25 protein-coding genes are annotated in these 20,877 nt (G+C 66.8%); 13 read left to right on the top strand and 12 right to left on the bottom strand.

Annotated features, from left to right (window positions below):
* Positions 1 to 109 precede the first annotated feature (109 nt).
* The 5 genes from DMX06_RS14080 to DMX06_RS14060 form a co-directional block, all read right to left on the bottom strand.
* Complete coding sequence (locus DMX06_RS14080; RefSeq protein ID WP_110738041.1) at positions 110 to 793, bottom strand: OmpW/AlkL family protein; 684 nt, start codon at positions 791 to 793, stop codon at positions 110 to 112.
* A gap of 109 nt (positions 794 to 902) precedes the next feature.
* On the bottom strand, positions 903 to 1,472 hold the full coding sequence (locus DMX06_RS14075) for a DUF3299 domain-containing protein (RefSeq protein WP_110738039.1): 570 nt from the start codon (positions 1,470 to 1,472) through the stop codon (positions 903 to 905).
* 60 nt (positions 1,473 to 1,532) lie between these two features.
* Positions 1,533 to 2,798: an ABC transporter permease gene (locus DMX06_RS14070; RefSeq protein WP_110738037.1), complete on the bottom strand. Its 1,266-nt coding sequence runs from the start codon at positions 2,796 to 2,798 to the stop codon at positions 1,533 to 1,535.
* Entirely contained in the window at positions 2,798 to 3,508 is a 711-nt protein-coding gene (locus DMX06_RS14065) for an ABC transporter ATP-binding protein (protein WP_110738035.1), read from the bottom strand. The genes DMX06_RS14070 and DMX06_RS14065 overlap by 1 nt, the downstream gene beginning before the upstream one ends.
* Complete coding sequence (locus DMX06_RS14060; protein ID WP_110738033.1) at positions 3,509 to 4,084, bottom strand: DUF2796 domain-containing protein; 576 nt, start codon at positions 4,082 to 4,084, stop codon at positions 3,509 to 3,511.
* A gap of 135 nt (positions 4,085 to 4,219) precedes the next feature.
* Here DMX06_RS14060 and DMX06_RS14055 point away from each other — a divergent pair, with 135 nt between their 5' ends.
* Positions 4,220 to 4,564 carry a hypothetical protein gene (locus DMX06_RS14055; RefSeq protein WP_110738031.1) on the top strand — a complete coding sequence of 115 codons (345 nt, stop codon included), beginning with the start codon at positions 4,220 to 4,222 and terminating at the stop codon, positions 4,562 to 4,564.
* 27 nt (positions 4,565 to 4,591) lie between these two features.
* Here the strand turns inward: DMX06_RS14055 and trxA are convergent, their stop codons facing one another.
* Genes trxA through DMX06_RS14040 form a run of 3 tightly spaced genes read right to left on the bottom strand, consistent with a single transcriptional unit; the run spans position 4,592 to position 6,623 of the window.
* On the bottom strand, positions 4,592 to 5,479 hold the full coding sequence (trxA, locus tag DMX06_RS14050; RefSeq protein ID WP_110738029.1) for a thioredoxin: 888 nt from the start codon (positions 5,477 to 5,479) through the stop codon (positions 4,592 to 4,594).
* A gap of 31 nt (positions 5,480 to 5,510) precedes the next feature.
* Positions 5,511 to 6,170: a class I SAM-dependent methyltransferase gene (locus DMX06_RS14045; RefSeq protein WP_110738026.1), complete on the bottom strand. Its 660-nt coding sequence runs from the start codon at positions 6,168 to 6,170 to the stop codon at positions 5,511 to 5,513.
* Positions 6,171 to 6,623 (bottom strand): YbaY family lipoprotein, encoded by a 453-nt coding sequence (locus DMX06_RS14040; RefSeq protein WP_110738024.1) that lies wholly within the window; start codon positions 6,621 to 6,623, stop codon positions 6,171 to 6,173.
* Between the two features lie 105 nt (positions 6,624 to 6,728).
* Here DMX06_RS14040 and nrdR point away from each other — a divergent pair, with 105 nt between their 5' ends.
* From nrdR to DMX06_RS13980, 12 genes are all read left to right on the top strand, one after another.
* Entirely contained in the window at positions 6,729 to 7,193 is a 465-nt protein-coding gene (nrdR, locus tag DMX06_RS14035) for a transcriptional regulator NrdR (protein WP_009685710.1), read from the top strand.
* 2 nt (positions 7,194 to 7,195) lie between these two features.
* Complete coding sequence (gene ribD / locus DMX06_RS14030) at positions 7,196 to 8,323, top strand: bifunctional diaminohydroxyphosphoribosylaminopyrimidine deaminase/5-amino-6-(5-phosphoribosylamino)uracil reductase RibD (protein ID WP_110738022.1); 1,128 nt, start codon at positions 7,196 to 7,198, stop codon at positions 8,321 to 8,323.
* Positions 8,324 to 8,364: 41 nt separating this feature from the next.
* The gene (locus DMX06_RS14025) at positions 8,365 to 9,030 is read left to right on the top strand and encodes a riboflavin synthase (protein WP_050703585.1); all 666 of its coding nucleotides are present in this window, start codon (positions 8,365 to 8,367) and stop codon (positions 9,028 to 9,030) included.
* Between the two features lie 18 nt (positions 9,031 to 9,048).
* Positions 9,049 to 10,140, top strand: coding sequence for a bifunctional 3,4-dihydroxy-2-butanone-4-phosphate synthase/GTP cyclohydrolase II (gene ribBA, locus DMX06_RS14020; protein ID WP_050703586.1), 1,092 nt, complete (start codon positions 9,049 to 9,051; stop codon positions 10,138 to 10,140).
* 91 nt (positions 10,141 to 10,231) lie between these two features.
* A complete protein-coding gene (ribH, locus tag DMX06_RS14015) occupies positions 10,232 to 10,708 on the top strand; it encodes a 6,7-dimethyl-8-ribityllumazine synthase (RefSeq protein ID WP_003255395.1) in 477 nt (158 codons plus the stop codon).
* Complete coding sequence (nusB, locus tag DMX06_RS14010) at positions 10,705 to 11,205, top strand: transcription antitermination factor NusB (protein WP_028690278.1); 501 nt, start codon at positions 10,705 to 10,707, stop codon at positions 11,203 to 11,205. Before ribH ends, nusB begins: the two co-directional genes overlap by 4 nt.
* Positions 11,206 to 11,223: 18 nt before the next feature.
* On the top strand, positions 11,224 to 12,180 hold the full coding sequence (gene thiL / locus DMX06_RS14005) for a thiamine-phosphate kinase (RefSeq protein ID WP_110738019.1): 957 nt from the start codon (positions 11,224 to 11,226) through the stop codon (positions 12,178 to 12,180).
* Positions 12,177 to 12,680, top strand: coding sequence for a phosphatidylglycerophosphatase A family protein (locus DMX06_RS14000; RefSeq protein ID WP_023632630.1), 504 nt, complete (start codon positions 12,177 to 12,179; stop codon positions 12,678 to 12,680). Before thiL ends, DMX06_RS14000 begins: the two co-directional genes overlap by 4 nt.
* Before the next feature lie 16 nt (positions 12,681 to 12,696).
* Positions 12,697 to 13,434, top strand: a complete 738-nt coding sequence (locus DMX06_RS13995) for a substrate-binding periplasmic protein (protein ID WP_110738017.1) — start codon at positions 12,697 to 12,699, stop codon at positions 13,432 to 13,434.
* Between the two features lie 317 nt (positions 13,435 to 13,751).
* Entirely contained in the window at positions 13,752 to 14,369 is a 618-nt protein-coding gene (ribA, locus tag DMX06_RS13990) for a GTP cyclohydrolase II (RefSeq protein WP_110738015.1), read from the top strand.
* Positions 14,366 to 14,785, top strand: coding sequence for an MFS transporter (locus tag DMX06_RS13985; RefSeq protein WP_110738013.1), 420 nt, complete (start codon positions 14,366 to 14,368; stop codon positions 14,783 to 14,785). Before ribA ends, DMX06_RS13985 begins: the two co-directional genes overlap by 4 nt.
* Positions 14,785 to 15,597, top strand: a complete 813-nt coding sequence (locus tag DMX06_RS13980; protein ID WP_110738011.1) for a cobalamin-binding protein — start codon at positions 14,785 to 14,787, stop codon at positions 15,595 to 15,597. The genes DMX06_RS13985 and DMX06_RS13980 overlap by 1 nt, the downstream gene beginning before the upstream one ends.
* Here the strand turns inward: DMX06_RS13980 and DMX06_RS13975 are convergent.
* From DMX06_RS13975 to DMX06_RS13955, 4 genes are all read right to left on the bottom strand, one after another.
* The gene (locus DMX06_RS13975; RefSeq protein ID WP_110738009.1) at positions 15,575 to 17,425 is read right to left on the bottom strand and encodes a TonB-dependent receptor domain-containing protein; all 1,851 of its coding nucleotides are present in this window, start codon (positions 17,423 to 17,425) and stop codon (positions 15,575 to 15,577) included. The genes DMX06_RS13980 and DMX06_RS13975 overlap by 23 nt on opposite strands.
* Positions 17,426 to 17,529: 104 nt before the next feature.
* Positions 17,530 to 19,425 carry a 1-deoxy-D-xylulose-5-phosphate synthase gene (gene dxs, locus DMX06_RS13965; RefSeq protein ID WP_110738004.1) on the bottom strand — a complete coding sequence of 632 codons (1,896 nt, stop codon included), beginning with the start codon at positions 19,423 to 19,425 and terminating at the stop codon, positions 17,530 to 17,532.
* 236 nt (positions 19,426 to 19,661) lie between these two features.
* A complete protein-coding gene (ispA, locus tag DMX06_RS13960) occupies positions 19,662 to 20,549 on the bottom strand; it encodes a (2E,6E)-farnesyl diphosphate synthase (RefSeq protein ID WP_110738002.1) in 888 nt (295 codons plus the stop codon).
* Entirely contained in the window at positions 20,546 to 20,788 is a 243-nt protein-coding gene (locus DMX06_RS13955) for an exodeoxyribonuclease VII small subunit (RefSeq protein WP_011531978.1), read from the bottom strand. The genes ispA and DMX06_RS13955 overlap by 4 nt, the downstream gene beginning before the upstream one ends.
* Positions 20,789 to 20,877 lie beyond the last annotated feature (89 nt).

Raw genomic sequence — 20,877 nt, 5'->3', positions numbered from 1 at the left:
GGTTGGGGGCGGGAATAAGCGCGCTAGCCTGGGGCTATTGGGTGTATCTCTGGAGTGTCGAGACGATGCGTGGCGCGCCCGCTCCAGAGGGAGCAGGCGCGCCTGCGGATCAGAACTTGTAGCCGATGCCGACCATGTAGACCCAGGGGTCGACATCGACGTCTACCTTGGTCTTGCCGACGCCCAGGGCGCTCGGGCCATCGATGCTGGCCTTGGTGTCGATGTCGACGTACCAGACCGCGGCGTTGAGCAGCAGGTTGTCGGTGAGCATGTAGTCCATGCCCAGCTGGCCGGCGATGCCGACCGAGTCCTTCAGCTTCATGTTGCTGAAGCCCTGGGCCTTGCGGGCGCTGCTCAGGTCTTCATCGAAGAACATCGTGTAGTTGATGCCCACGCCGGCGTACGGCTGGAACTTCGAGGACGGTGCCATCGGGTAGTACTGCAGCGACAGGGTCGGTGGCAGCTGCTTGATGTCGGCCAGCTTGCCGTCCAGGCCAGGGCCGAGACCCTTGACGCCGACAGTGTGCTGGAACGGGGTGGCGGCCAGCAGCTCGAGGCCGATGTGGTCGGTGAGCATGTAGGCGAAGGCCAGGCCCAGCTGGGTGTCGCTGTCCAGGGTCGCCTTGGTGCCCGAGACCTTGGCGCCGTCAAGCTTGATGTCGCCGCTGTTCTCGTTGGGCGCGGTGGTGATGGCGCCGGCGCGGAGGATGAAATCCCCCGCCTGGTGGGCGTGGGCGACAGGGGCTGCAAGCGCCAACGCGACGAGCGAGGCACCGAGCAAGGACTTGTTCATGGAAGCTCCCAGAGGACGTGAGTAATCGAGTAGTCCAATGGTACGAAGCTGACTAAACAGAAAGTTTGACCCAGCTCAAAGAAGCCGTGCTATCGGGGTGACGCAGTGCTCACTTCAGCTCATAAGCGTAGATTTTCTCTGCTTCCATCTGGTAACCGGCATCGGCGAGCTCGCTGCTGCTGGCCTTGACCTGCATCGTCCCCTCGATCCAGTAGGGCTGGTACAGGTCTTCGATGCGCACGCCCATCTCGCTGAAGATATGCACGATCTGGTTCGACGGCGGCGGCGGCACATGGATGCAGGCGCCGTAGTAGGGCACCAGGAGGAATTCGGTGGTGCGGCCTTCGTCGCTGACTTCCAGCGGCACGATGTAGCCGGGGATTTTCACCTGCTGGCCGTCCAGGGTTTTCACCACCGGCGCGTTGGGCGCCTGCTGGCGGGCGGCGGGGGCCGCCTCGGCGGACAGCGCGTCGCTGATCTGCGACAGGTCATGCAGGGGCGTCAGTTGTGGCGGGATGACCGGCGCGCCTTCGGGGATCAGGGCAGGCCAGTCCAGTTCGCGAGGGTCTGCGGCCCACAGGGGCAGCGAAGTCATCAGCATGATCGCGAGCAGCAAGTACTGAATGATCGGTGTTGCCTTCTTCGCGGGTAAACCCGCTCCCACAGGAGGTGAGGCCATCCCTGTGGGAGCGGGTTTACCCGCAAAGAGGGCGGTGAGGTCTGGAGTCATGTCTGTCTCTTAAAGATGAATCGACAAACCATCGGCCAGCGACTGCCGATAGGCGCGCCAGGCCGGCACGCTGCCCATCAGCAGCGCCGCGCCGAGGATGATGGCCAGCAAGGTCCACTCGTGGGCGCTCGGCCAGGCCAGTGGCAGGTATAGCCCATAGTTGGCCTGCACATAACCCTGGGCCAGGGCGATGCCCGCGTACAGCAACCCCAGCCCGGCGGCGATGCCCGCCAGCGCCAGGGCCAGCGCCTCGAGCACCAGCAGCCCGGCGATGTGCCAGGGTCGGGCACCTACCGAACGCAGGATGGCCATTTCCCGGCGGCGTTCGTTGAGGCTGGTGAGAATGGCCGTGAGCATGCCGATCAGGCCGGTGAGCACGACGAACAGCGATACCACGAACAACGCCTGCTCCGCCGTGCCCATCAGGCTCCACAGCTCCTGCAGGGCCACGCCGGGCAGGATCGCCAGCAGCGGTTCGGCGCGGTACTCGTTGATTTCGCGCTGCAGGCTGAAGGTGGCGATCTTGCTGTTGAGCCCGAGCATGAAGGCGGTGATGGCCGCAGGCTGCAGGTCCATGGTGCGGGCCTGCTCGGCGCTGATGCGCCCGGCGCCACGGGCCGGCACGCCGTTGTGCCAGTCGATATGGATCGCCTCCATGCCGGCCAGGCTGATGTGCAGGGTGCGGTCCACCGGGGTGCCGGTGCGCTCGAGCACGCCGACCACGGTGAACGGCTTGTCGTCATGCTTGACCAGGCTGATGGCAGCTACGCCATGCGCCAGCACCAGCTTGTCGCCGAGCTTGTAGTGCAGCGCCTCGGCCACTTCTGCGCCGAGCACTACCTCGAACGGATCGTCGGCGAACGCCCGGCCCTGGTCGAGTGCCAGGTGCTGGCGGCGGCCGAACTGGTAATGGCTGAAGTAGTCGGTGGTGGTGCCCATCACCCGGTAGCCACGGTGCGAGTCGCCCAGGGAGATGGGGATCGCCCATTTCACCCGCGGGTCGCTGGCGTAGTGCTGGTAGCTGTCCCAGCGAATGTTGTTGGTGGCGTTGCCGATGCGGAACACCGAGTACAGCAGCAGGTTCACCGACCCCGAGCGGGCGCCGACGATCAGGTCGGTGCCGCTGATGGTGCTGGCGAAGCTGGCGCGGGCCTCGGTGCGCACCCGCTCGACGGCCAGCAGCAGGCACACCGACAGGGCGATGGCGAACGCGGTGAGCAGGGCGGTGAAGCGGCGGTTGGCCAGGCTGGCCAGGGCAAGGCGAAGCAGGTACATCAGGCCTCCCGGGGCTTGGCGGCGCGGTTGAGCTCGGCCAGGGACAGGTGCCGGTCGAACAGCGGCGCCAGGCTCTGGTCATGGCTGACGAACAGCAGGCTGGCGCCGGCGTCGCGGCATTCGTCGAACAGCAGGCGGATGAAGGCCTCGCGGGTGTCGGCGTCGAGGGCCGAGGTGGGCTCGTCGGCGATCACCAATTCGGGCTGGCCGATCAGCGCCCGTGCCGCGGCGACTCGCTGCTGCTGGCCGATCGACAGGCTGTCGGCGCGGCGGGCGAGCAGCGCTGGGTCGTCCAGGCCCAGGTGGGCGAGCAGTTGGGCGGCGGCCTGGTCGATGCTGCCATGGCGCTGGGCGGCGCGGGCTGCGCGGCTCTTCGAGAAGCGGCAGGGCAGCTCGACATTCTCCCGTACCGACAGGAACGGCAGCAGGTTGAACTGCTGGAAGATGTAGCCGGTGTGATCGACCCGGAAGCGGTCGCGCGCGCCCTGGCCCAGGGTCGCGAGGTCCTGGCCAAGCAGGCGGATGCTGCCTTGCCCGGGGCGGTTGACGCCGCCCAGCAGGCCGAGCAGGGTGGTCTTGCCGCTGCCGCTGGGGCCCTTGAGGAACAGCGCCTCGCCCGGCTCCAGGCGAAATGCAGGGATTTCCAGCAGTGGCGCCTGGCCGGGCCAGGCGAACACCAGGTCATGCAGTTCGATCAGCGGCTGGTTCATTCAGAACGCGACCACGGCCTTGGCGGGGGTGGCCTCGACGCCTTTCTGGCCGTTGGGGCCGATCAGTTGCACGTTGACCTTCTGGGTCTGCGGGAAGGTCTTGAACAGCGGGCCGAGGTCGATCTGGGTGAGTTTGCCCGGTGTGGCGCAGGTCAGTTGATAGTGGGCGTTGACGTCGGCGTGCGAGTGACCGTGTTCATGGCTGTCGCCATCCTCGTCGGCCTGGGCGGCGTCACCGAACAGCGGGCTTTCCAGCTCCTGGGCGTCTTCCTTGCAGCCGGCTGGCGGGGCAACGCCGAATAGTTTCAGGGGCTGTTCGAGCTGCTGGCGGGCGGCGGCGACCTTGGCCTTGTCGGCATCGCTGCTGGCCATGTGCTCGAAGCCGACGATGTTCATCGCCGGGCTGTCCAGTTCCAGCTCGAGGGTGTTGCCGTCGAGCACCGCGTTGAGCTTGGCCACGCCATGTTCGTGGGCGCCGAGGGTGCCATGGGCGTGGTCATGATCGTGGTCGTCGTGGGCATGGGCCACGGCCAGGGGCAGCAGGGCGAAGGGCAGGGCGAGCAACAGACGACGCATGGACGGCTCCACAGGCGGCTTGGGAAAGATTTTGTGATGTTATAACAATTTTTATTTGTCTCGCCAGCCTGTCTGGCACAGGTTTCATGTTCGTGGGAGCATGGCGGTATCGAGCCTGAAAGCAAGGAATCTATCGTGAGAATTCGTGGACAGATCGGTGACTGGCCGGTGGACCTGACCGTTGAGCTGGCGCCGGAGGAGTGGGCGCAGCTGGGGCGTCGACTGGAGGTGCCGGCATCTGTCGAGGCGCTGCCGGTCACCGACAGCCCGGGGCCACGGCAGGATGACGGGCAGTGGGCGGCGGCGCGTGAAGTGTTGCGCCAGGCGGGGCAGATGAGCGGGCCGGAGTTGCTGGAACGCCTGGAAGGGCTGGCCGGGAGCGTGGCGGCGGGCAAGCGGCTGCTGGTGCGCTTGCGCCACAGCAGTGAGGTGAAGGTGGAAAGCGGCGTGGATGCGCCGGTGTATCGCTGGGTAGGGTAAGGGGGCTGCAAAGCAGCCCCAACAGACTCAGAACAGCGCAGCGGACAGCTTGCGGCGATAAACGCTGACCAGCGGGTGAGCGTTGCCCAGCAGTTCGAACACCTGCAGCAGTGCCTTCTGCGGCAAGCCGTTCTCGTAGGCGCGGTTACGCTGGAACAGCTTCAGCAGCCCATCCATCGCGGCCTCGTACTGTTGGCGCGCCAACTGCTGGATGCACAGTTGGTAGGCCGCCTCGTCGTCCTGCGGGTTCTGCGCCAGGCGGCTCTTCAGCTCGGCGGCTTCCGGCAGGCTGGCGGCCTGGCGCAGGAAGGTCAGCTGGGCCTTGGCGCCGGCCAGGGCGGCCTTGTGTTCGTCGGTCTTGACCGCGTCGAGCACCACCTGGGCTTCGCCCAGCTCGCCGCGCTCGGCCAGGCAGCGGGCATAGAGGATCAGCGCCTCGGCATTGCTGTTGTCTTCACCCAGCAACACCTGCAGCAGGGCTTCGGCTTCGCTGAAGCGGCTTTCGGCGAACAGCGCCTTGGCCTGCTCCAGCGGCGCGGCGGCGGGCGGCGCGGGCATCTGCACATGGGGTTCGAGCATGGCGCGAATGGCCGACTCGGGCTGGGCGCCGGCAAAACCGTCGACCGGCTGTCCGTCCTTGAACAGCACCACGGTCGGCAGGCTACGGATGCCGAACTGGGCGACGACCTGCTGCTCGACGTCACAGTTGATCTTGGCCAGCAGCAGTTCGCCCTGATAACCCTCGGTAATTTTGGCCAGCAGCGGCATCAGCGCCTTGCACGGCGCGCACCACTCGGCCCAGAAGTCGACCAGCACCGGCTTGTGGAAGGAGTTCTCGATGACCAGTTGCTGGAAGGTGGCATCGGTGGCATCGAAGATGTACGGCACATCTTTGTTATCAGGAGCTTGGCTCATCGCAACTCTCGCAAATCCGTGAATACCCCCACTATAAGGGCTCGCGGCTGGCATGGTACAGGCTGACCCGGCGGAATTCGTGCGGCTCGGCCAGATCCGGCAGGGTCAGCGCCTCGAGCACGCCGAGCGGGCGGTACAGCGGGTGGCTGAAGTCGCGCACCCGCGAGTCGGCCACCAGTGCCTGGCGGCCACGGCTGAGGAATTCGTCCAGCAGCGGCAGGTTGGCGCGGTCGTAGAGCACATCGGCGACCAGGATCAGGTCGAAGCGGTCGGCCTCGGCGAAGAAGTCGCTGCTGTAGCTCAGCGTCACACCGTTCAGCGCGGCGTTGGCACGGCAGGCGTCCAGGGCCAGCGGATCGAGGTCGCAGGCCACCACCTCCAGGGCGCCGGCCCGGGCGGCGGCGATCCCGGCAATGCCGGAGCCGGCGCCGAAATCCAGCACGCGCTTGCCGCGCACCCATTGCGGGTGCTCGGCCAGGTAGCGCGCCATGGCCAGGCCGCTGGCCCAGCAGAAGCTCCAGTAGGGCGGCTCCTCGAGAATGCGCCGGGTTTCCTCGCTGCTGAACTCGCGGTCCATGTTCTGCTCGTCGATCAACCAGAGTTTCAGGTCGCACCCGGGCAGCTCGCTGACGATCATCCGCGCTTCGCCGATCAGGCCGCTCAGGGCCTGTTGCAGGGCTGGCGGGGCCATCTACGGTGCCTTTTCGAAACGCAGCGGGCCGGTGGCCTGGGTCTGGGCCTGGGCGATGCGAACCGGCGGCAGGTGCAGGATCAGCTGGCCGGAGCGGCTGGCGCGGCCGCGCAGTTCGACCCGGGCCCCGGCGGGGAAGGCTTCGGGATTGAAACGCAGGCGATAGGGCAGGGCCTGGCCGGTACCGCTCAGGGTACTGCTGGCCAGCAGTTGCTGTGGCCGGCCGCGCTCGTCGACCACCAGCAGGGCCAGTTCCACGTCGGCGCCTGCCGGGATTTCCAGCAGGGTGCCGCTCAGCTCGCGCTGGTAGGCCGGCAGCGGGCCCAGGGGTTCGGTTTTCTTCGCCACCTTGGCCGGTACCGGGGCCTGGGCCTGTTCCGGCTTGGGGCGGTCGCTGCCGCAGGCGGCGAGCAGGGCGGCGCAACACAGCACGACGAGTGCTCGAGGGTGCATGGGGTAGTCCTTCACGCGCAGATTTGCATGGATGGTAAACCCTTTGGCTTGTCTTGCCAGTGCAATGCGCTACCATGGCCCTCCCTTTTTTTGTTGCCTGCCACCATGCACTGTCCGTTTTGCGGTGCCAACGACACCAAGGTCATCGACTCGCGTCTGGTCGCCGAGGGCGAACAGGTGCGTCGCCGGCGCGAATGCGTCGCCTGCGGCGAGCGTTTCACCACCTTCGAGACCGCCGAGCTGGTCCTGCCCCGGCTGATCAAGCAGGACGGCACGCGCCAACCCTTCGATGAAGACAAGCTGCGTGCCGGCATGCAGCGCGCGCTGGAAAAGCGCCCGGTCAGCGTTGAGCGACTGGAAGCGGCGCTGGCGCATATCAAGAGTCGTCTGCGCGCTACCGGCGAGCGTGAAGTGAAGTCGCTGGTGGTCGGTGAGATGGTGATGGCCGAGCTGCGCAAGCTCGACGAGGTGGCCTATATCCGTTTCGCCTCGGTCTACCGGCGGTTCCAGGACCTCGACGAATTCCGCGAAGAAATCGACCGACTGGCCCGCGAGCCGGCTAAAGAGTAAGCATGTCCAGCCAAGCCATTCTCGACGCCCACTACATGGCCCGCGCCGTGGAACTGGCCCGCAAGGGCCTGTACAGCACCCACCCCAACCCCCGCGTGGGTTGCGTGATCGTGCGTGACGGCGAGGTGGTCGGCGAAGGCTGGCATGTGCGTGCCGGCGAGCCGCACGCCGAGGTCCATGCCCTGCGCCAGGCCGGCGAGCGTGCCCGTGGCGCCTGTGCCTACGTCACCCTCGAACCCTGCAGCCACCATGGCCGCACGCCGCCGTGCGCCGAGGCACTGGTCAAGGCCGGGGTGGCGCGGGTGGTGGCGGCCATGCAGGATCCCAATCCGCAAGTGGCCGGCAACGGCTTGCAGCGCCTGCGCGAGGCCGGCATCGAAGTCGCCAGCGGCGTGCTCGAGGTCGAGGCCCGCGCGCTCAATCCCGGGTTCCTCAAACGCATGGAGCAAGGCCTGCCGTTCGTGCGCGCCAAGCTGGCCATGAGCCTGGACGGCCGCACCGCCATGGCCAGCGGCGAAAGCCAGTGGATCACCGGCCCTGCGGCGCGTGCCGCGGTGCAGCGCCTGCGCGCCCGTTCCAGCGTGGTACTGACCAGCGCCGAGAGCGTGCTGTTCGACAACGCCCGCATGACCGTGCGTGGCGAGGAACTGGGCCTGGATGACTCGCTCACCGCCCTGGCCCTGTCGCGCCCGCCGTTGCGCGTGCTGGTCGACGGGCGCCTGCGCCTGCCGCTGGACGCGCCGTTCTTCCAGGCCGGCCCGGCGCTGGTGGTGACCGCCGCGGGCGAAGACCCGCGCTATGCGGCCGCCGGTCATGAACTGATCAATCTGCCCGGCAGCGAGGGTCGCGTCGACCTGCCGGCACTGCTGCGCACCCTGGCCGGGCGCGGCGTCAACGAAATCCTGCTGGAGGCCGGCGCCGGCCTGGTCGGCGCTTTCGCCCGCGAGGGTCTGGTCGACGAGTACCAGCTGTTCGTCGCCGGCACCTTCCTCGGCTCCGACGCCCGTCCGTTGCTGGACTGGCCGCTGTCGAAAATGAGCGAGGCGCCGCGGCTGAAGATCACCGAAATGCGCGCGGTCGGCGATGACTGGCGAGTCACTGCCATCCCCCTGCCGCCCCCCGGCGTATAATGCCAGGCTTGCCTCGCGCAGCCCGTATCTAGGAGAACACCATGTTCACCGGCATCATCGAATCCATCGGCACCATCCGCAGCCTCACCCCCAAGGGCGGTGACGTGCGCGTCTACGTAGAGACCGGCAAGCTCGACCTGGGCGACGTCAAGCTCGGCGACAGCATCGCGGTCAACGGCGTGTGCCTGACCGCCGTCGAGCTGCCCGGCGATGGCTTCTGGGCCGACGTCAGCGTCGAGACCCTCAAGCGCACCGCCATGGTCGATCTCAAGAGCGGCAGCCGGGTCAACCTGGAAAAGGCCCTGACCCCCACCACCCGCCTGGGCGGCCACCTGGTCAGCGGCCACGTCGACGGCGTCGGCGAGATCGTCTCGCGCGCCGATAGCGCCCGCGCCATCCAGTTCCGCGTGCGTGCGCCCAAGGAGCTGGCCAAGTACATCGCCCACAAGGGCTCGATCACCGTCGACGGCACCAGCCTGACGGTCAACGAAGTCGATGGCGCCGAGTTCGAGCTGACCATCGTCCCGCACACCCTGTCCGAAACCATCATGGCCGACTACCGCGCAGGGCGTCGGGTGAACCTTGAGGTCGACCTGCTGGCCCGTTACCTGGAGCGTCTGCTGCTGGGCGACAAGGCCGCTGAGCCGAGCAAAGGCAGTGGCATCACCGAAAGCTTCCTGGCCGCCAACGGCTTCTTGAAATCCTGATTGAGAAGGGGGTGCCGCGTGGCGCTCAACAGCATCGAAGAACTGGTCGAAGACATCCGCCAGGGCAAAATGGTCATCCTCATGGATGACGAAGACCGCGAGAACGAAGGCGACATCATCATGGCGGCCGAGTGCTGCCTGCCCGAGCACATCAACTTCATGGCCAAGCACGCCCGCGGCCTGATCTGCATGCCGATGACCCGTGAGCGCTGCGAAACGCTCAAGCTGCCGCTGATGGCGCCGCGCAACGGCTCGGGCTTCGGCACCAAGTTCACCGTGTCTATCGAGGCCGCCGAAGGCGTCACCACCGGCATTTCCGCCGCCGATCGCGCCCGCACCGTGCAGGCCGCCGCCGCCAAGGACGCCAAGGCCGAGGACATCGTCAGCCCCGGTCATATCTTCCCGCTGATGGCCCAGCCTGGTGGTACCCTGGCCCGCGCCGGCCATACCGAGGCCGCCTGCGACCTGGCGCGCATGGCCGGCTTCGAGCCGAGCGGTGTGATTTGTGAAGTGATGAACGACGACGGCACCATGTCGCGCCGCGCCGAGCTGGAAGTGTTCGCCGCCGAACACGGCCTGAAGATCGGCACCATCGCCGACCTGATCCACTACCGCATGATCCACGAGCGCACCGTGCAGCGCGTCTCCGAGCAGCCGATCGAGAGCGAGCTGGGCCAGTTCAACCTGGTCACCTACCGCGATGCGGTGGAAGGCGACGTGCACATGGCGCTGACCCTGGGCAAGATCTGCGCCGAGGAGCCGACCCTGGTGCGCGTGCACAACATGGACCCGCTGCGCGACCTGCTGATGGTCAAGCAACCGGGCCGCTGGAGCCTGCGCGCGGCCATGAGCGCCGTGGCCGAGGCCGGCAGTGGCGTGGTGCTGCTGCTGGGCCACCCGCTGGACGGCGACGTGCTGCTGGCGCATATCCGCGAAAGCGCGGGCGATGCCCCGGCGAAAGCGCCGACCACCTACAGCACCGTCGGTGCCGGTTCGCAGATCCTGCGCGACCTCGGTGTGCGCAAGATGCGCCTGATGAGTTCGCCGATGAAGTTCAATGCGATATCCGGATTCGATCTGGAAGTTGTAGAATACGTGCCCTCCGAGTGACTTGAGGCGGCATTTTCGCCCCTGGACTCGAGTCCAAACCCTCCCGAGGCCGCCACAGCGCGGCCTCGCTCTTGAAGATGAGAACTCCGGAATGACCCTGAAGACCATCGAAGGTACCTTCATCGCCCCCAAAGGTCGCTATGCTTTGGTGGTTGGCCGCTTCAACAGCTTCGTCGTCGAAAGCCTGGTAAGCGGTGCAGTCGACGCCCTGGTACGCCACGGCGTCAGCGAAAGCGACATCACCATCATTCGTGCCCCGGGCGCGTTCGAAATCCCGCTGGTAGCGCAGAAAGTCGCCCAGCAGGGTGCTTATGACGCGATCATCGCCCTGGGCGCAGTGATCCGTGGCGGTACCCCGCACTTCGAATACGTGGCGGGCGAGTGCACCAAGGGCCTGGCCCAGGTGTCCATGGAGTTCGGTGTTCCGGTGGCCTTCGGCGTCCTGACCGTCGACTCCATCGAACAGGCCATCGAGCGTTCCGGCACCAAGGCCGGCAACAAAGGTGCCGAAGCTGCCCTGTCGGCCCTGGAAATGGTCAGTCTGCTGGCGCAGTTGGAGGCCAAGTGATTAGCGACGAAAGCGATCGTTTCAACCCGCGCGATCCAAAACCTGCGGATGCCGGCAAGCCCTCGAAGAGCGCCAAGCGTCGCGAAGCCCGCAAGCTCGCCACGCAAGCGCTCTACCAGTGGCACATGGCCAAGCACTCGCTGAACGAAGTGGAAGCGCAGTTCCGGGTCGATAACGATTTCTCCGATGTCGACGGCGCCTACTTCCGCGAGATCCTGCACGGGGTCCCGGCGAAGAAGGTCGAGATCGACGAGGCGCTCAAGCCTTGCCTGGACACGCCGCTGGAAGAGCTCGACCCGGTCGAGCTGGCCGTGCTGCGCCTGTCCACCTGGGAGTTCATGATGCGCGTCGACGTGCCGTACCGCGTCGTCATCAACGAAGGCGTGGAACTGGCCAAGGTCTTCGGCGCCACCGACGGCCACAAGTTCGTCAACGGCGTGCTGGACAAGCTGGCTCCGCGTCTGCGTGAGGCGGAAGTCAAGGCGAACAAGCGCTGATCGCGGCGCTGACCAGCCATGGGTGAGTTCGAGCTGATCCGTCACTACTTCGCCGCCGCGCCCTGTGCGCAGGGCGGCGAGGGCGTGGCCCTGGGGATCGGCGACGACTGCGCCCTGCTGGACCTGCCCGCCGGCGAGCAACTGGCGATCTCCACCGACACGCTGGTGGCCGGTGTGCATTTCCCCACGGTCTGCGACCCGCTGCTGCTGGGCCAGCGCTCGCTCGCCGTGGCGGCCAGCGACCTGGCGGCCATGGGCGCCACACCCATCGGCTTCACCCTCGCCCTGACCCTGCCCGAAGTCGGCCCGGACTGGCTCGAAGCCTTCGCCGATGGCCTCGGCCGCATGGCCCACCGTTGCCGCATGACCCTGATCGGCGGTGACACCACCCGTGGGCCGCTGAGCATTACCGTGACCGTGTTCGGCCGGGTACCGTCGGGCCAGGCCCTGCGCCGTAGCGGCGCGCAGCCGGGCGACCTGCTGTGCGTCGGCGGTTTCCTGGGCAACGCGGCGGGGGCCTTGCCGCTGGTGCTGGGCGAGCGCGAGGCGGCTGCCGAGGTGGCCGGTCCCTTGCTGGAGCACTACTGGTCGCCCTTGCCGCAACTGCAGCTGGGCGAGCGCCTGCGTGGCCTGGCCACGGCGGCACTGGATATCTCCGACGGCCTGCTGGCCGACTGCGGGCATATCGCCAAGGCGTCCGGCGTTGCGCTGGAGGTGAACCTGGCGCAGGTCCCCGTGTCTGCTCCTTTACAGGCTTTCCTGGGGCGCGAGGCGGCAGTGCAGGCGGCGCTCACCGGTGGCGACGACTACGTGCTGGCCTTCACCCTGCCGGAAAGCGCACTGACCTCCCTGGCCCGCGAGGTGCACGTCATCGGGCGTGTGCTGCAGGGCCAGGGCGTGACCCTGCGTGACCCGCAGGGCCAGGACATCACCCCCGTGCAACGGGGCTATCAACATTTCAGGGAGACACCGTGACCGACCACCCCAACCAGGTGCCTGCGGAGTTCGTTCCGCCTTCGGTCTGGCGCAACCCGTGGCACTTCATCGCCTTCGGCTTCGGCTCCGGCACCCTGCCCAAGGCACCGGGGACCTGGGGTTCGCTGGTGGCGCTGCCGTTCATTCCACTGTGGCAGATGCTGCCCGACTGGGGCTACTGGCTGTTGCTGGGCATCAGCATGCTGTTCGGCGTGTGGCTGTGCGGCAAGGTGGCCAACGACTTGCGCGTGCACGATCACGAGGGCATTGTCTGGGACGAGATCGTCGGCATGTGGATCACCCTGTGGCTGGTGCCGGAAGGCTGGCAGTGGCTGCTGGCGGGGTTCCTGATGTTCCGCTTCTTCGACATCCTCAAACCGTGGCCGATCCGCTGGGTCGACCGCCATGTGCATGGTGGGTTCGGGATCATGCTCGACGATATCCTGGCCGGGGTGTTCGCCTGGCTGGGCATGCAGGTTCTGGTGTGGGCGGTGGCCTGATACAGGGAGCGTTGCGATGGCCTTGAGGAGTGTGTTGCTGGCGTGGGTGCTGCTCTGGGTGGCGCCTGGCGTCATGGCGCAGGAGCAGCAGGTGCGCCTGGTCAGCGAGGAGTGGCTCGACTACACCAACGCCGATGGCAGCGGGTTGGCCTGGGACGTGCTGCGCAAGGTGTTCGAGCCGGCCGGCGTCAAGGTCAGGGTGCTGAGCGCGCCGTACAGCCGCGCGGTCGGCCTGGTGAAGCGGGGCGAGGCGGATGCCTGGGTCGGCTCCTACAAGGAAGAGAACGACGACAACCTCTATCCGCGCTGGCATTTCGACATGGACCATATCTACGCCCTTGGCCTGGCCGGCAAGCCGCAGCCCACGCTGGACACTATCGGCCAGTACCGCCTGGCCTGGGTGCGCGGCTATGACTACGCCAGCTACCTGCCCAAGGTGCACAACTTCCGCGAGGTCCAGCGCCGCGAAGGCATCCTGCCCATGCTCGAGCATGACCGGGTGGATTTCTACATCGATGCGCAGACCGAGGTGGAGTACGTGCTCGGGCAGGCGCCCGAGCCCCAGCGTTTTCGCAGCACCCACGTCGCCGAGCTGCCGTTGTACCTGGCGTTCACCCGCAGTGCGCAGGGCGAGGCCTTGCGTGACCTGTTCGACCGGCGCATGGCGCAACTGGTGCGCAGCGGTGAGTTGAAGCCGATCTTCGAGCGTTGGAAGCAGCCGTATCCGTTCACGGCGGATAGCCAGCCGCATTAGGCTCATGTCGCTGTTCTTGTAGGAGATCGCCCAGCCCTTTGGGGGCTGCGCTGTCGCGCAGGGAACTGTCCCCCTGTGGGAGCGGCCTTGTGTCGCGAAAGGGGTGCGAAGCGCCCCCAGATCTGCGCACCAAGCTGACATTGCCGGGGCCGCTATGCGGCCCTTTCGCGACACAAGGCCGCTCCTACAGGATTTGGTCCTTGTTCCATAAGCATCGAACTTTTCGATCTTAAGCCACCATATTCCTCCTGCGCACGTGCGCCGGGCTGCTGATACAATCGGCCGATCTGAAAAATCCTACTACCCAGGAGCACAACGTGCCCGTCGTCTTTGTTGCCGCCTCTAAACTCCCGACTCCCTTTGCGATCTTCACCATGCATGGCTTTCTCGACGAAGCCACTGGCCGCGAGCACGTGGTGCTCAGCCTGGGTGACATCGCGGACGGCGAGCCGGTGTTGGGGCGCCTGCACTCCGAGTGCCTGACCGGCGATGCGCTGTTCAGCCAGCGCTGCGACTGCGGCTCGCAACTCGAAGCCGCGCTGCAGGCCATCGCCCGCGAAGGCCGTGGCGTACTGCTGTACCTGCGCCAGGAAGGCCGTGGCATCGGCCTGCTGAACAAGATTCGCGCCTATGAGCTGCAGGATGGCGGCGCCGACACCGTCGAGGCCAACGAGCGCCTGGGCTTCGCCGCCGACCAGCGCGACTACGCCATGTGCCTGCCGATGCTCGAGCACCTGGGTGTGAAATCGCTGCGCCTGATGACCAACAACCCACGCAAGGTCAAGGCCCTGACCGACATGAGCATCAAGGTCGCCGAGCGTGTGCCGCTGCACACCGGCCACAACCCGCACAACCGCCTGTACCTGGCCACCAAGGCTGACAAGCTCGGCCACATGATGGGCAACAAGCAACAGGGCGAGGTGCCCCAGGCGTGACCCGTGGCGAGGTGAAACGTCGGCTGGCCCTGGCCTGGTGGCAGTACCTGGCCATGGGCCTGTTGCCGTTGCCGATAATGGCCTGGGCGTTCGGCGGCGGTGAGCCGCTGATCCCGGTGCTGGCCATGCCGTTGTTCATTGCCGGGGCCGCGACCATGTTCCTCAGCCTGCCGCGTTTCAGCGCCTACAAGCGGGCGTTGATCGCCACTGACAAGCAGCTGGGCACGACTGAAGAGCCCGGCGCCTGGATCGAGCTGGCCCGGGTTCGACGCCTGGCCATGCTGTTCGCCTGTTTCCCGGCCTGGGTCGCGGCGCTTTCGGTGCTGGTCGGGCTGGAGGCGGTGCCGCAGATCCTCCTTGCCCTGTCTACCGTGGTGGTGCTGTACCTCTATCGTATTCCGCGTCAGCTCGGCTGATGCGGGCGCTTCTCGCCTTCCTCGCGCTGGCGTGCATCGGCACCCTGGCCGAGGCCGGGCCGCGGGTGGTCAGCCTGGCGCCGTCGATGACCGAGATCGTTGTTGAGCTGGAGGCCGGCGACTTGTTGGTGGGCCTGCTGGACGCAGGCGAGCGTCCGCCGAGTCTTCAGGACCTGCCCTCGGTCGGGCGCCATGGCCAGCTGGACATGGAGCGCCTGCTCAGCCTCAAGCCTGACCTGCTGCTGCTCTGGCCCGGCAGCGTGGCACCTGCCCAGCGCGACCAGCTCAGGCGCTTGGGCATCGCCACGTTCAGTGGCGAGCCCGGCGACCTCGACCAGTTGATCGAGCAGATCGAAGCCATCGCCCGGCGCCTCGGGCGTGACGAGCAGGGTCGCGCCTATGCCGCCGGCCTGCGTGAGCGACTGCAGGCGCTCACGCAGCGCTACCGGCGTGACACGCCGCTGAGGGTGTTCTATCAGGTTTGGGACAAGCCGCTGTACACCTTGGGCGGACGCCAGGTGGTCAGTGATGCCTTGCGCGTCTGTGGGGCGCGCAATGTGTTCGACGACCTGACCCAGCCTGCGCCGCAGGTCAGCGTGGAGTCGGTGCTGCTGCGCGATCCCGAGGTGATCCTGGCGGGCGACACGGCGCAGCTGGCCAGCTGGCGTAGCTGGCCGCAGTTGAGCGCCGTGAAGGGGGAGCGCTTGCTGGTGGTGCCGGATAAAGGCCTGGAGCGGCCCAGCGGGCAGATGATCGAGGCCACTGCCCGGTTGTGCGCGCTGCTGGAGGCTAGAGGGTCGGTGTCCAGGTAAGGCTCAGCAGCCAGGTGCGGCCTTCTTCGCGGTAGCCGTGGTTAGTCCCCTGATGGTTGTACAGGGTGCGGCTGTAACCCTTGTCCAACAGGTTATCGAGCTTCAGGTCGACCTTCAGTTCACGGGTGGCCGCCCAGCCGCCGCGAATGCCCAGCAGCCCATAACCACCGATGGGGGCATTGTTGGTTTCGTCGTTGTAGCTGCCGCTGACTGCCTGCCAACTGGCACCGACATTGAGGCGGTCGAATTGACGATCGATATCCAGGCTCAGGGTGCGCCGCGCACGACGTGCGAGTGTGTGGCCACTTTTCTGGTCGCGCGGGTCGATCAATGCCAATCCCAACTGCGATTTCCAACCCCCCCATTGCTGCTCCAACGCCATCTCGAAGCCATTGATGCGGGCTTGGGCAACGTTGCCCATGTTGTTGGCCTCTACGTCGTAACTGATGGCGTCTCGCAAGTTGGTGCGATAGAGCGAGGTTTCCAGGCGGCTGCTGTCGGTCAGTTGGCTGCGCCATTGCACTTCATAGGACTTCGAGTGCTCCGGCTTGAGGCCAGGGTTGCTGAACCCCGGGTAGTAGAGGTCGTTGAATGTCGGGGCACGGAAGCCCTCGCTGTAGGACAGCAGCAGGTCATTGCGGGCGTTCAACGGCAGCGTCAGGCTGCCGCTCCAGGTGGTCTGACCGCCGAACTGCTGGTTCTTGTCGTGGCGCACGCCAAGCTCGGTCGAGAAGTGCTCGCCCTGGAACCTGTGCTGGGCGAAGGCTGCGCGGTTCCAGCGGCTGTCCTCGTTGAAGTCGGTGCTCGCGTGTACCCGGTCCTCGTACCACTCGCCACCCAGCAATAGGCTGTTGTAGTCATTCAGGGTCAGATCGTTCTGCCAGGTGACCTGGTCGCGGTAGGTGTTGAACGGTGAGCTCTTGTGCGTGAGCTTGTCGCGGCTGTCATCGCGGTTCTCACTGTGGGCCACTTCCAGTCGGGAGTGCCACTGCTCGGCCAGTTGGGCGTCAAGGTAGCTGCCCAGGCTGCTGACGGCGAAGTTCGAGTAGGGCATCTGCGGGCTGGCGCCACGAGGTTCGTCGAACTCACGACGCCCACGGCTGTCGAGCAGGTTCAGCCCGGCTTCGAAGCGTTCGTTGAAGGTGTGGCTCAGGCTCAGGTTGATCGAGCGGTTGCGATAGGCGTCATGGTCGCCATCGCTGGCATACGACGGTCCGGTCGAATCGATGCCGGCGGTTTCGTCCAGGCTGGCGCCGAGGTTGAAGCGGGTCGCGTCATCGCCGCCCGACAACCCCAGGCTGCGTTGCCAGGTCTGATTGCTGCCGGCGGCCAGGCGCAGGCGCGGTTGCAGGCCCTGGGCGCTGCCGCGACGGGTGAAGATCTGGATCACCCCGCCAATGGCGTCGCTGCCGTAGACCGCCGAGCGCGAGCCGCGCAGCACTTCCACACGTTCGATCTGGTCGATGCCGAGGAACTGCAGGGCGCTGTCGCCGGAGGTGGCGTTGGCGATGCGCACGCCGTCGACCAATACCAGGGTCTGGGCGGCCTTGGTGCCGCGGATGAAGATGCCGGGCAGGCTGCCGCGCCCGCCGGTGGGCGCGACCTGTACACCGGGGACGCGGGCGAGCAGGTCGGTGACGCCGCTGGGCTGCAGGCGGTCGATGTCGGCGCGTGTGAACACCGTGTTGGCGGCGCTGGTGGCGCTGCGCGACTCGACCTGGCGGCTGGCGCTGATCAGTACGTCGGGGAGCTTGAGGGCGTCATCGCGTTCGGCGGCCAGCAGGAATGTAGGGGCGCAAAGGAGTGCGGCACAGGCGGATTTTTTCATGGGCAGTTCCATCGCATTCGCGGGTAAACCCGCTCCCACAGGATCTGCACAGACCTTGAACGCTGTGCAGTCCCTGTGGGAGCGGGTTTACCCGCGAAAGGCCCCTAGAGGCCGAGTTTGGCCATCCGGGCTTTGACGGAGGCTTCGATACCGGCCGCATCCAGCCCGCACTCAGCCAGCATCTGCGCAGGCTTGGCATGCTCGACATAGATATCCGGCAGGCCCAGGTGCAGCAGCGGCTTGACCACGCCCTCGCGGGCCAGGAACTCGCCGACGGCGGCGCCGGCGCCGCCCATGATGGCGTTTTCCTCGATGGTCACCAGCAACTCATGGCTGGCGGCCATCTCCAGCACCAGGGCCTCGTCCAGCGGCTTGACGAAACGCATGTCGACCACGGTGGCGTCGATCTGCTCGGCCACCTGCAGAGCCTCGGTCAGTTGCACGCCGAACACCAGCAGGGCGACCTTGCCGCCCTGGCGACGGACCACGCCCTTGCCGATCTCCAGCGGCTCGAGGTCGCCGCTGATCGGTGCATTCGGGCCGGTGCCGCGCGGGTAGCGCACGGCAGCCGGGCCCTTGTAGTGGTGGCCGGTGCTGAGCATCTTGCGCAGCTCGTTCTCGTCGCTGGGGGTCATCACCAGCATGCCGGGGATACAGCGCAGGTAGGACAGGTCGTAGGCGCCGGCGTGAGTCGGACCGTCCTCGCCGACCAGGCCGGCGCGGTCGATGGCGAACAGCACATCGAGGTCCTGCACCGCCACGTCATGGATCAGTTGGTCATAGGCGCGCTGCAGGAAGGTGGAGTAGATCGCCACCACCGGCTTGGCGCCCTCGCAGGCCATGCCCGCGGCCAGGGTCACCGCGTGCTGCTCGGCGATGGCGACGTCGAAGTAGCGCTCCGGGTAGCGTTCGCTGAAGTCGATCAGGTCCGAGCCTTCCTTCATCGCCGGGGTGATGCCCACCAGGCGGTTGTCGGCGGCGGCCATGTCGCACAGCCACTGGCCGAACACCGAGGCGTACTTTGGCCCGCTGGCTTTTTTCGGCGCGACCGGCTTGTCGGCCGGCTCCAGCTTGGTGATCGCGTGGTAGCCGATCGGGTCGACCTCGGCCGGGGCGAAGCCCTTGCCCTTCTTGGTGACCACATGGAGGAACTGCGGGCCCTTGAGGTCGCGCATGTTGCGCAGGGTGGCGATCAGGGTCGGCAGGTCGTGGCCGTCGATCGGGCCGATGTAGTTCCAGCCCAGCTCCTCGAACAGGGTGCCGGGCACCAGCATGCCCTTGGCGTATTCTTCGGTGCGGCGGGCGATCTCCCAGGCGCCGGGCAGGCGCGACAGCACTTTCTTGCTGCCTTCGCGCATGCTGGCGTAGGTGCGGCTGGAGAGGATCTTGGCCAGGTAGTTGGACAGGCCGCCGACGTTGCGCGAGATCGACATGTCGTTGTCGTTGAGGATGACCAGCATGTCGGCATCCACTTCCTGCGCGTGGTTCAGCGCCTCGAAGGCCATGCCGGCGGTCAGCGCGCCGTCGCCGATCACGGCGATCGACTTGCGCGGATCGTTCTGCAGGCGGGCGGCGATGGCCATGCCCAGCGCGGCGCTGATCGAGGTGCTGGAGTGACCGACGCCGAAGGTGTCGTATTCGCTCTCGCTGCGGCGCGGGAAGGCGGCGATGCCGTCCTTCTGGCGCAGGCTGAGCATGCGCTCGCGGCGGCCGGTGAGGATCTTGTGCGGGTAGGCCTGGTGACCGACGTCCCACACCAGCCGGTCATCCGGGGTGTCGAAGACGTAGTGCAGGGCGATCGTCAGCTCGATGACGCCCAGGCCCGCACCAAAATGCCCACCGGTCTGCCCCACGGTATAGAGCAGGTCCTGGCGCAGCTCGTCGGCCAGGGTCTCCAGGTCGGCTTCGGCCAGGCGGCGCAGGCCGGCTGGCGTGTCGGCGCGGTCCAGCAAAGGCGTGACCGGGCGTTCGCGGGGGATCTCTTGAAACGTCGTGGGCATCAGGCGTGTCGTTATAGGTGTGAAGACGCGGCAGTTTACCCCATTGTAGGAAAAGCTGCCCATTCGGACGGGTGTATGAGGACCACCAGTGCGGCAGAGATCCTGTAGGAGCGGCCTTGTGTCGCGAAAGGGCCGCAAAGCGGCCCCGGCAATCTTTGCGTCAACGCTGAAATCCCGGGGCTGCTGCGCACCCCTTTCGCGACACAAGGCCGCTCCTACAGGGTCTATCTCAGGTCTTAGTGGCGGCGCTCGACGATGTAGCGGGCCAGCGCACGCAACGGCTCGGCGTTCTGGTCAAAGCCTTGCAGCGCGGCCAGCGCCTGGTCACGCAGTTCCAGGGCATAGGCCTTGGCCGCCTCCAGCCCGAGCAGCGCCGGGTAGGTCGGCTTGTCGCGGGCGATGTCGGCGCCCTGGCGCTTGCCCAAGGTGGCGGTGTCACTCTCCACGTCGAGAATGTCGTCCTGCACCTGGAACGCCAGGCCGATGGCCTGTGCATAAGTCTGCAGGGCATCGAGCTGGGCCTGCCCGGCGCGGGCGCTGGCCAGGGCGCCGAGGCGCACGCTGGCTTCGATCAGCGCGCCGGTCTTGTGCCGGTGCATGTACTCCAGCGCTTGCTGGTCGAGCTTGACGCCCACCGAGCCCAGGTCGATGGCCTGGCCACCGACCATGCCCGCGGGGCCGGCGGCCTTGGCCAGGGCCTGGACCATCTGCAGGCGGATGGCGTCGGCTTGCGGGCTCAGGCGTGGGTCGAGCAGGGCGCTGAAGGCCAGGCTCTGCAGGCCGTCGCCGGCGAGGATCGCGCAGGCTTCGTCGAACGCCTTGTGGGTGGTGGGCTGGCCGCGACGCAGGTCGTCGTCGTCCATCGCCGGCAAGTCGTCATGTACCAGCGAGTAGGCGTGGATCAGTTCCACCGCGCAGGCGGCGCCGTTGGCATGCTCGGCTGGCACGCCGAAGGCTTCGCAGGCGGCATAGGCCAGCAGCGGGCGCACGCGCTTGCCACCGTTCATCACGCTGTAGCGCATGGCGGCGTAGAGGCGTTCAAACTCTTTCGACGGGGCCAGGAACAGGGGTTCGAGAGCGGCGTCGACCCGTGCCTGGGCGCTTTGCTGGTACTGGGCGATCATGCCTCGGGCTCCGCGTCGAACGGCTGGGCGGCCAGCTCGCCGTCACGCTCCAGCAGGATCTGCACCTTCTGCTCGGCCTGGGCCAGGGCACCCTGGCAATCGCGGGTCAGGGCGATGCCCTGTTCGAAGGCGGCCAGCGACTCTTCCAGCGACAGTTCGCCGTTCTCCAGGCGTTCGACCAGGGCTTGCAGGTCGGCGAGGGATTGTTCGAAATCGATGGAGGCTTTTTTGCGGGCCATGGCGACTGTCTCGGTGGCATTCAGAACGGCGCGACACTAGCAGAGCGGGGCAGGGGGAGCAAATTGCGTGGGCCTATCGTTCGTCGCAT

The sequence above is a fragment of the Pseudomonas mosselii genome (genome assembly GCF_003205295.1).
Classification (GTDB): domain Bacteria; phylum Pseudomonadota; class Gammaproteobacteria; order Pseudomonadales; family Pseudomonadaceae; genus Aquipseudomonas; species Aquipseudomonas mosselii_B.
The sequence above is the reverse complement of the archived record's forward strand: the minus strand, read 5'-3'. Positions and strand labels throughout refer to the sequence as shown.

Coding starts and splice junctions, on each gene's coding strand:
- ribD (WP_110738022.1), top strand. CDS start 7,196: ATGTCCAGCCAAGCCATTCTCGACGCCCACTACATGGCCCGCGCCGTG.
- DMX06_RS14040 (WP_110738024.1), bottom strand. CDS start 6,623: ATGCACCCTCGAGCACTCGTCGTGCTGTGTTGCGCCGCCCTGCTCGCC.
- DMX06_RS13995 (WP_110738017.1), top strand. CDS start 12,697: ATGGCCTTGAGGAGTGTGTTGCTGGCGTGGGTGCTGCTCTGGGTGGCG.
- ispA (WP_110738002.1), bottom strand. CDS start 20,549: ATGATCGCCCAGTACCAGCAAAGCGCCCAGGCACGGGTCGACGCCGCT.
- DMX06_RS14025 (WP_050703585.1), top strand. CDS start 8,365: ATGTTCACCGGCATCATCGAATCCATCGGCACCATCCGCAGCCTCACC.
- nrdR (WP_009685710.1), top strand. CDS start 6,729: ATGCACTGTCCGTTTTGCGGTGCCAACGACACCAAGGTCATCGACTCG.
- DMX06_RS14065 (WP_110738035.1), bottom strand. CDS start 3,508: ATGAACCAGCCGCTGATCGAACTGCATGACCTGGTGTTCGCCTGGCCC.
- DMX06_RS14080 (WP_110738041.1), bottom strand. CDS start 793: ATGAACAAGTCCTTGCTCGGTGCCTCGCTCGTCGCGTTGGCGCTTGCA.
- dxs (WP_110738004.1), bottom strand. CDS start 19,425: ATGCCCACGACGTTTCAAGAGATCCCCCGCGAACGCCCGGTCACGCCT.
- DMX06_RS14045 (WP_110738026.1), bottom strand. CDS start 6,170: ATGGCCCCGCCAGCCCTGCAACAGGCCCTGAGCGGCCTGATCGGCGAA.
- DMX06_RS13955 (WP_011531978.1), bottom strand. CDS start 20,788: ATGGCCCGCAAAAAAGCCTCCATCGATTTCGAACAATCCCTCGCCGAC.
- DMX06_RS13975 (WP_110738009.1), bottom strand. CDS start 17,425: ATGAAAAAATCCGCCTGTGCCGCACTCCTTTGCGCCCCTACATTCCTG.
- DMX06_RS14060 (WP_110738033.1), bottom strand. CDS start 4,084: ATGCGTCGTCTGTTGCTCGCCCTGCCCTTCGCCCTGCTGCCCCTGGCC.
- DMX06_RS13980 (WP_110738011.1), top strand. CDS start 14,785: ATGCGGGCGCTTCTCGCCTTCCTCGCGCTGGCGTGCATCGGCACCCTG.
- trxA (WP_110738029.1), bottom strand. CDS start 5,479: ATGAGCCAAGCTCCTGATAACAAAGATGTGCCGTACATCTTCGATGCC.
- DMX06_RS14075 (WP_110738039.1), bottom strand. CDS start 1,472: ATGGCCTCACCTCCTGTGGGAGCGGGTTTACCCGCGAAGAAGGCAACA.
- thiL (WP_110738019.1), top strand. CDS start 11,224: ATGGGTGAGTTCGAGCTGATCCGTCACTACTTCGCCGCCGCGCCCTGT.
- ribH (WP_003255395.1), top strand. CDS start 10,232: ATGACCCTGAAGACCATCGAAGGTACCTTCATCGCCCCCAAAGGTCGC.
- DMX06_RS14070 (WP_110738037.1), bottom strand. CDS start 2,798: ATGTACCTGCTTCGCCTTGCCCTGGCCAGCCTGGCCAACCGCCGCTTC.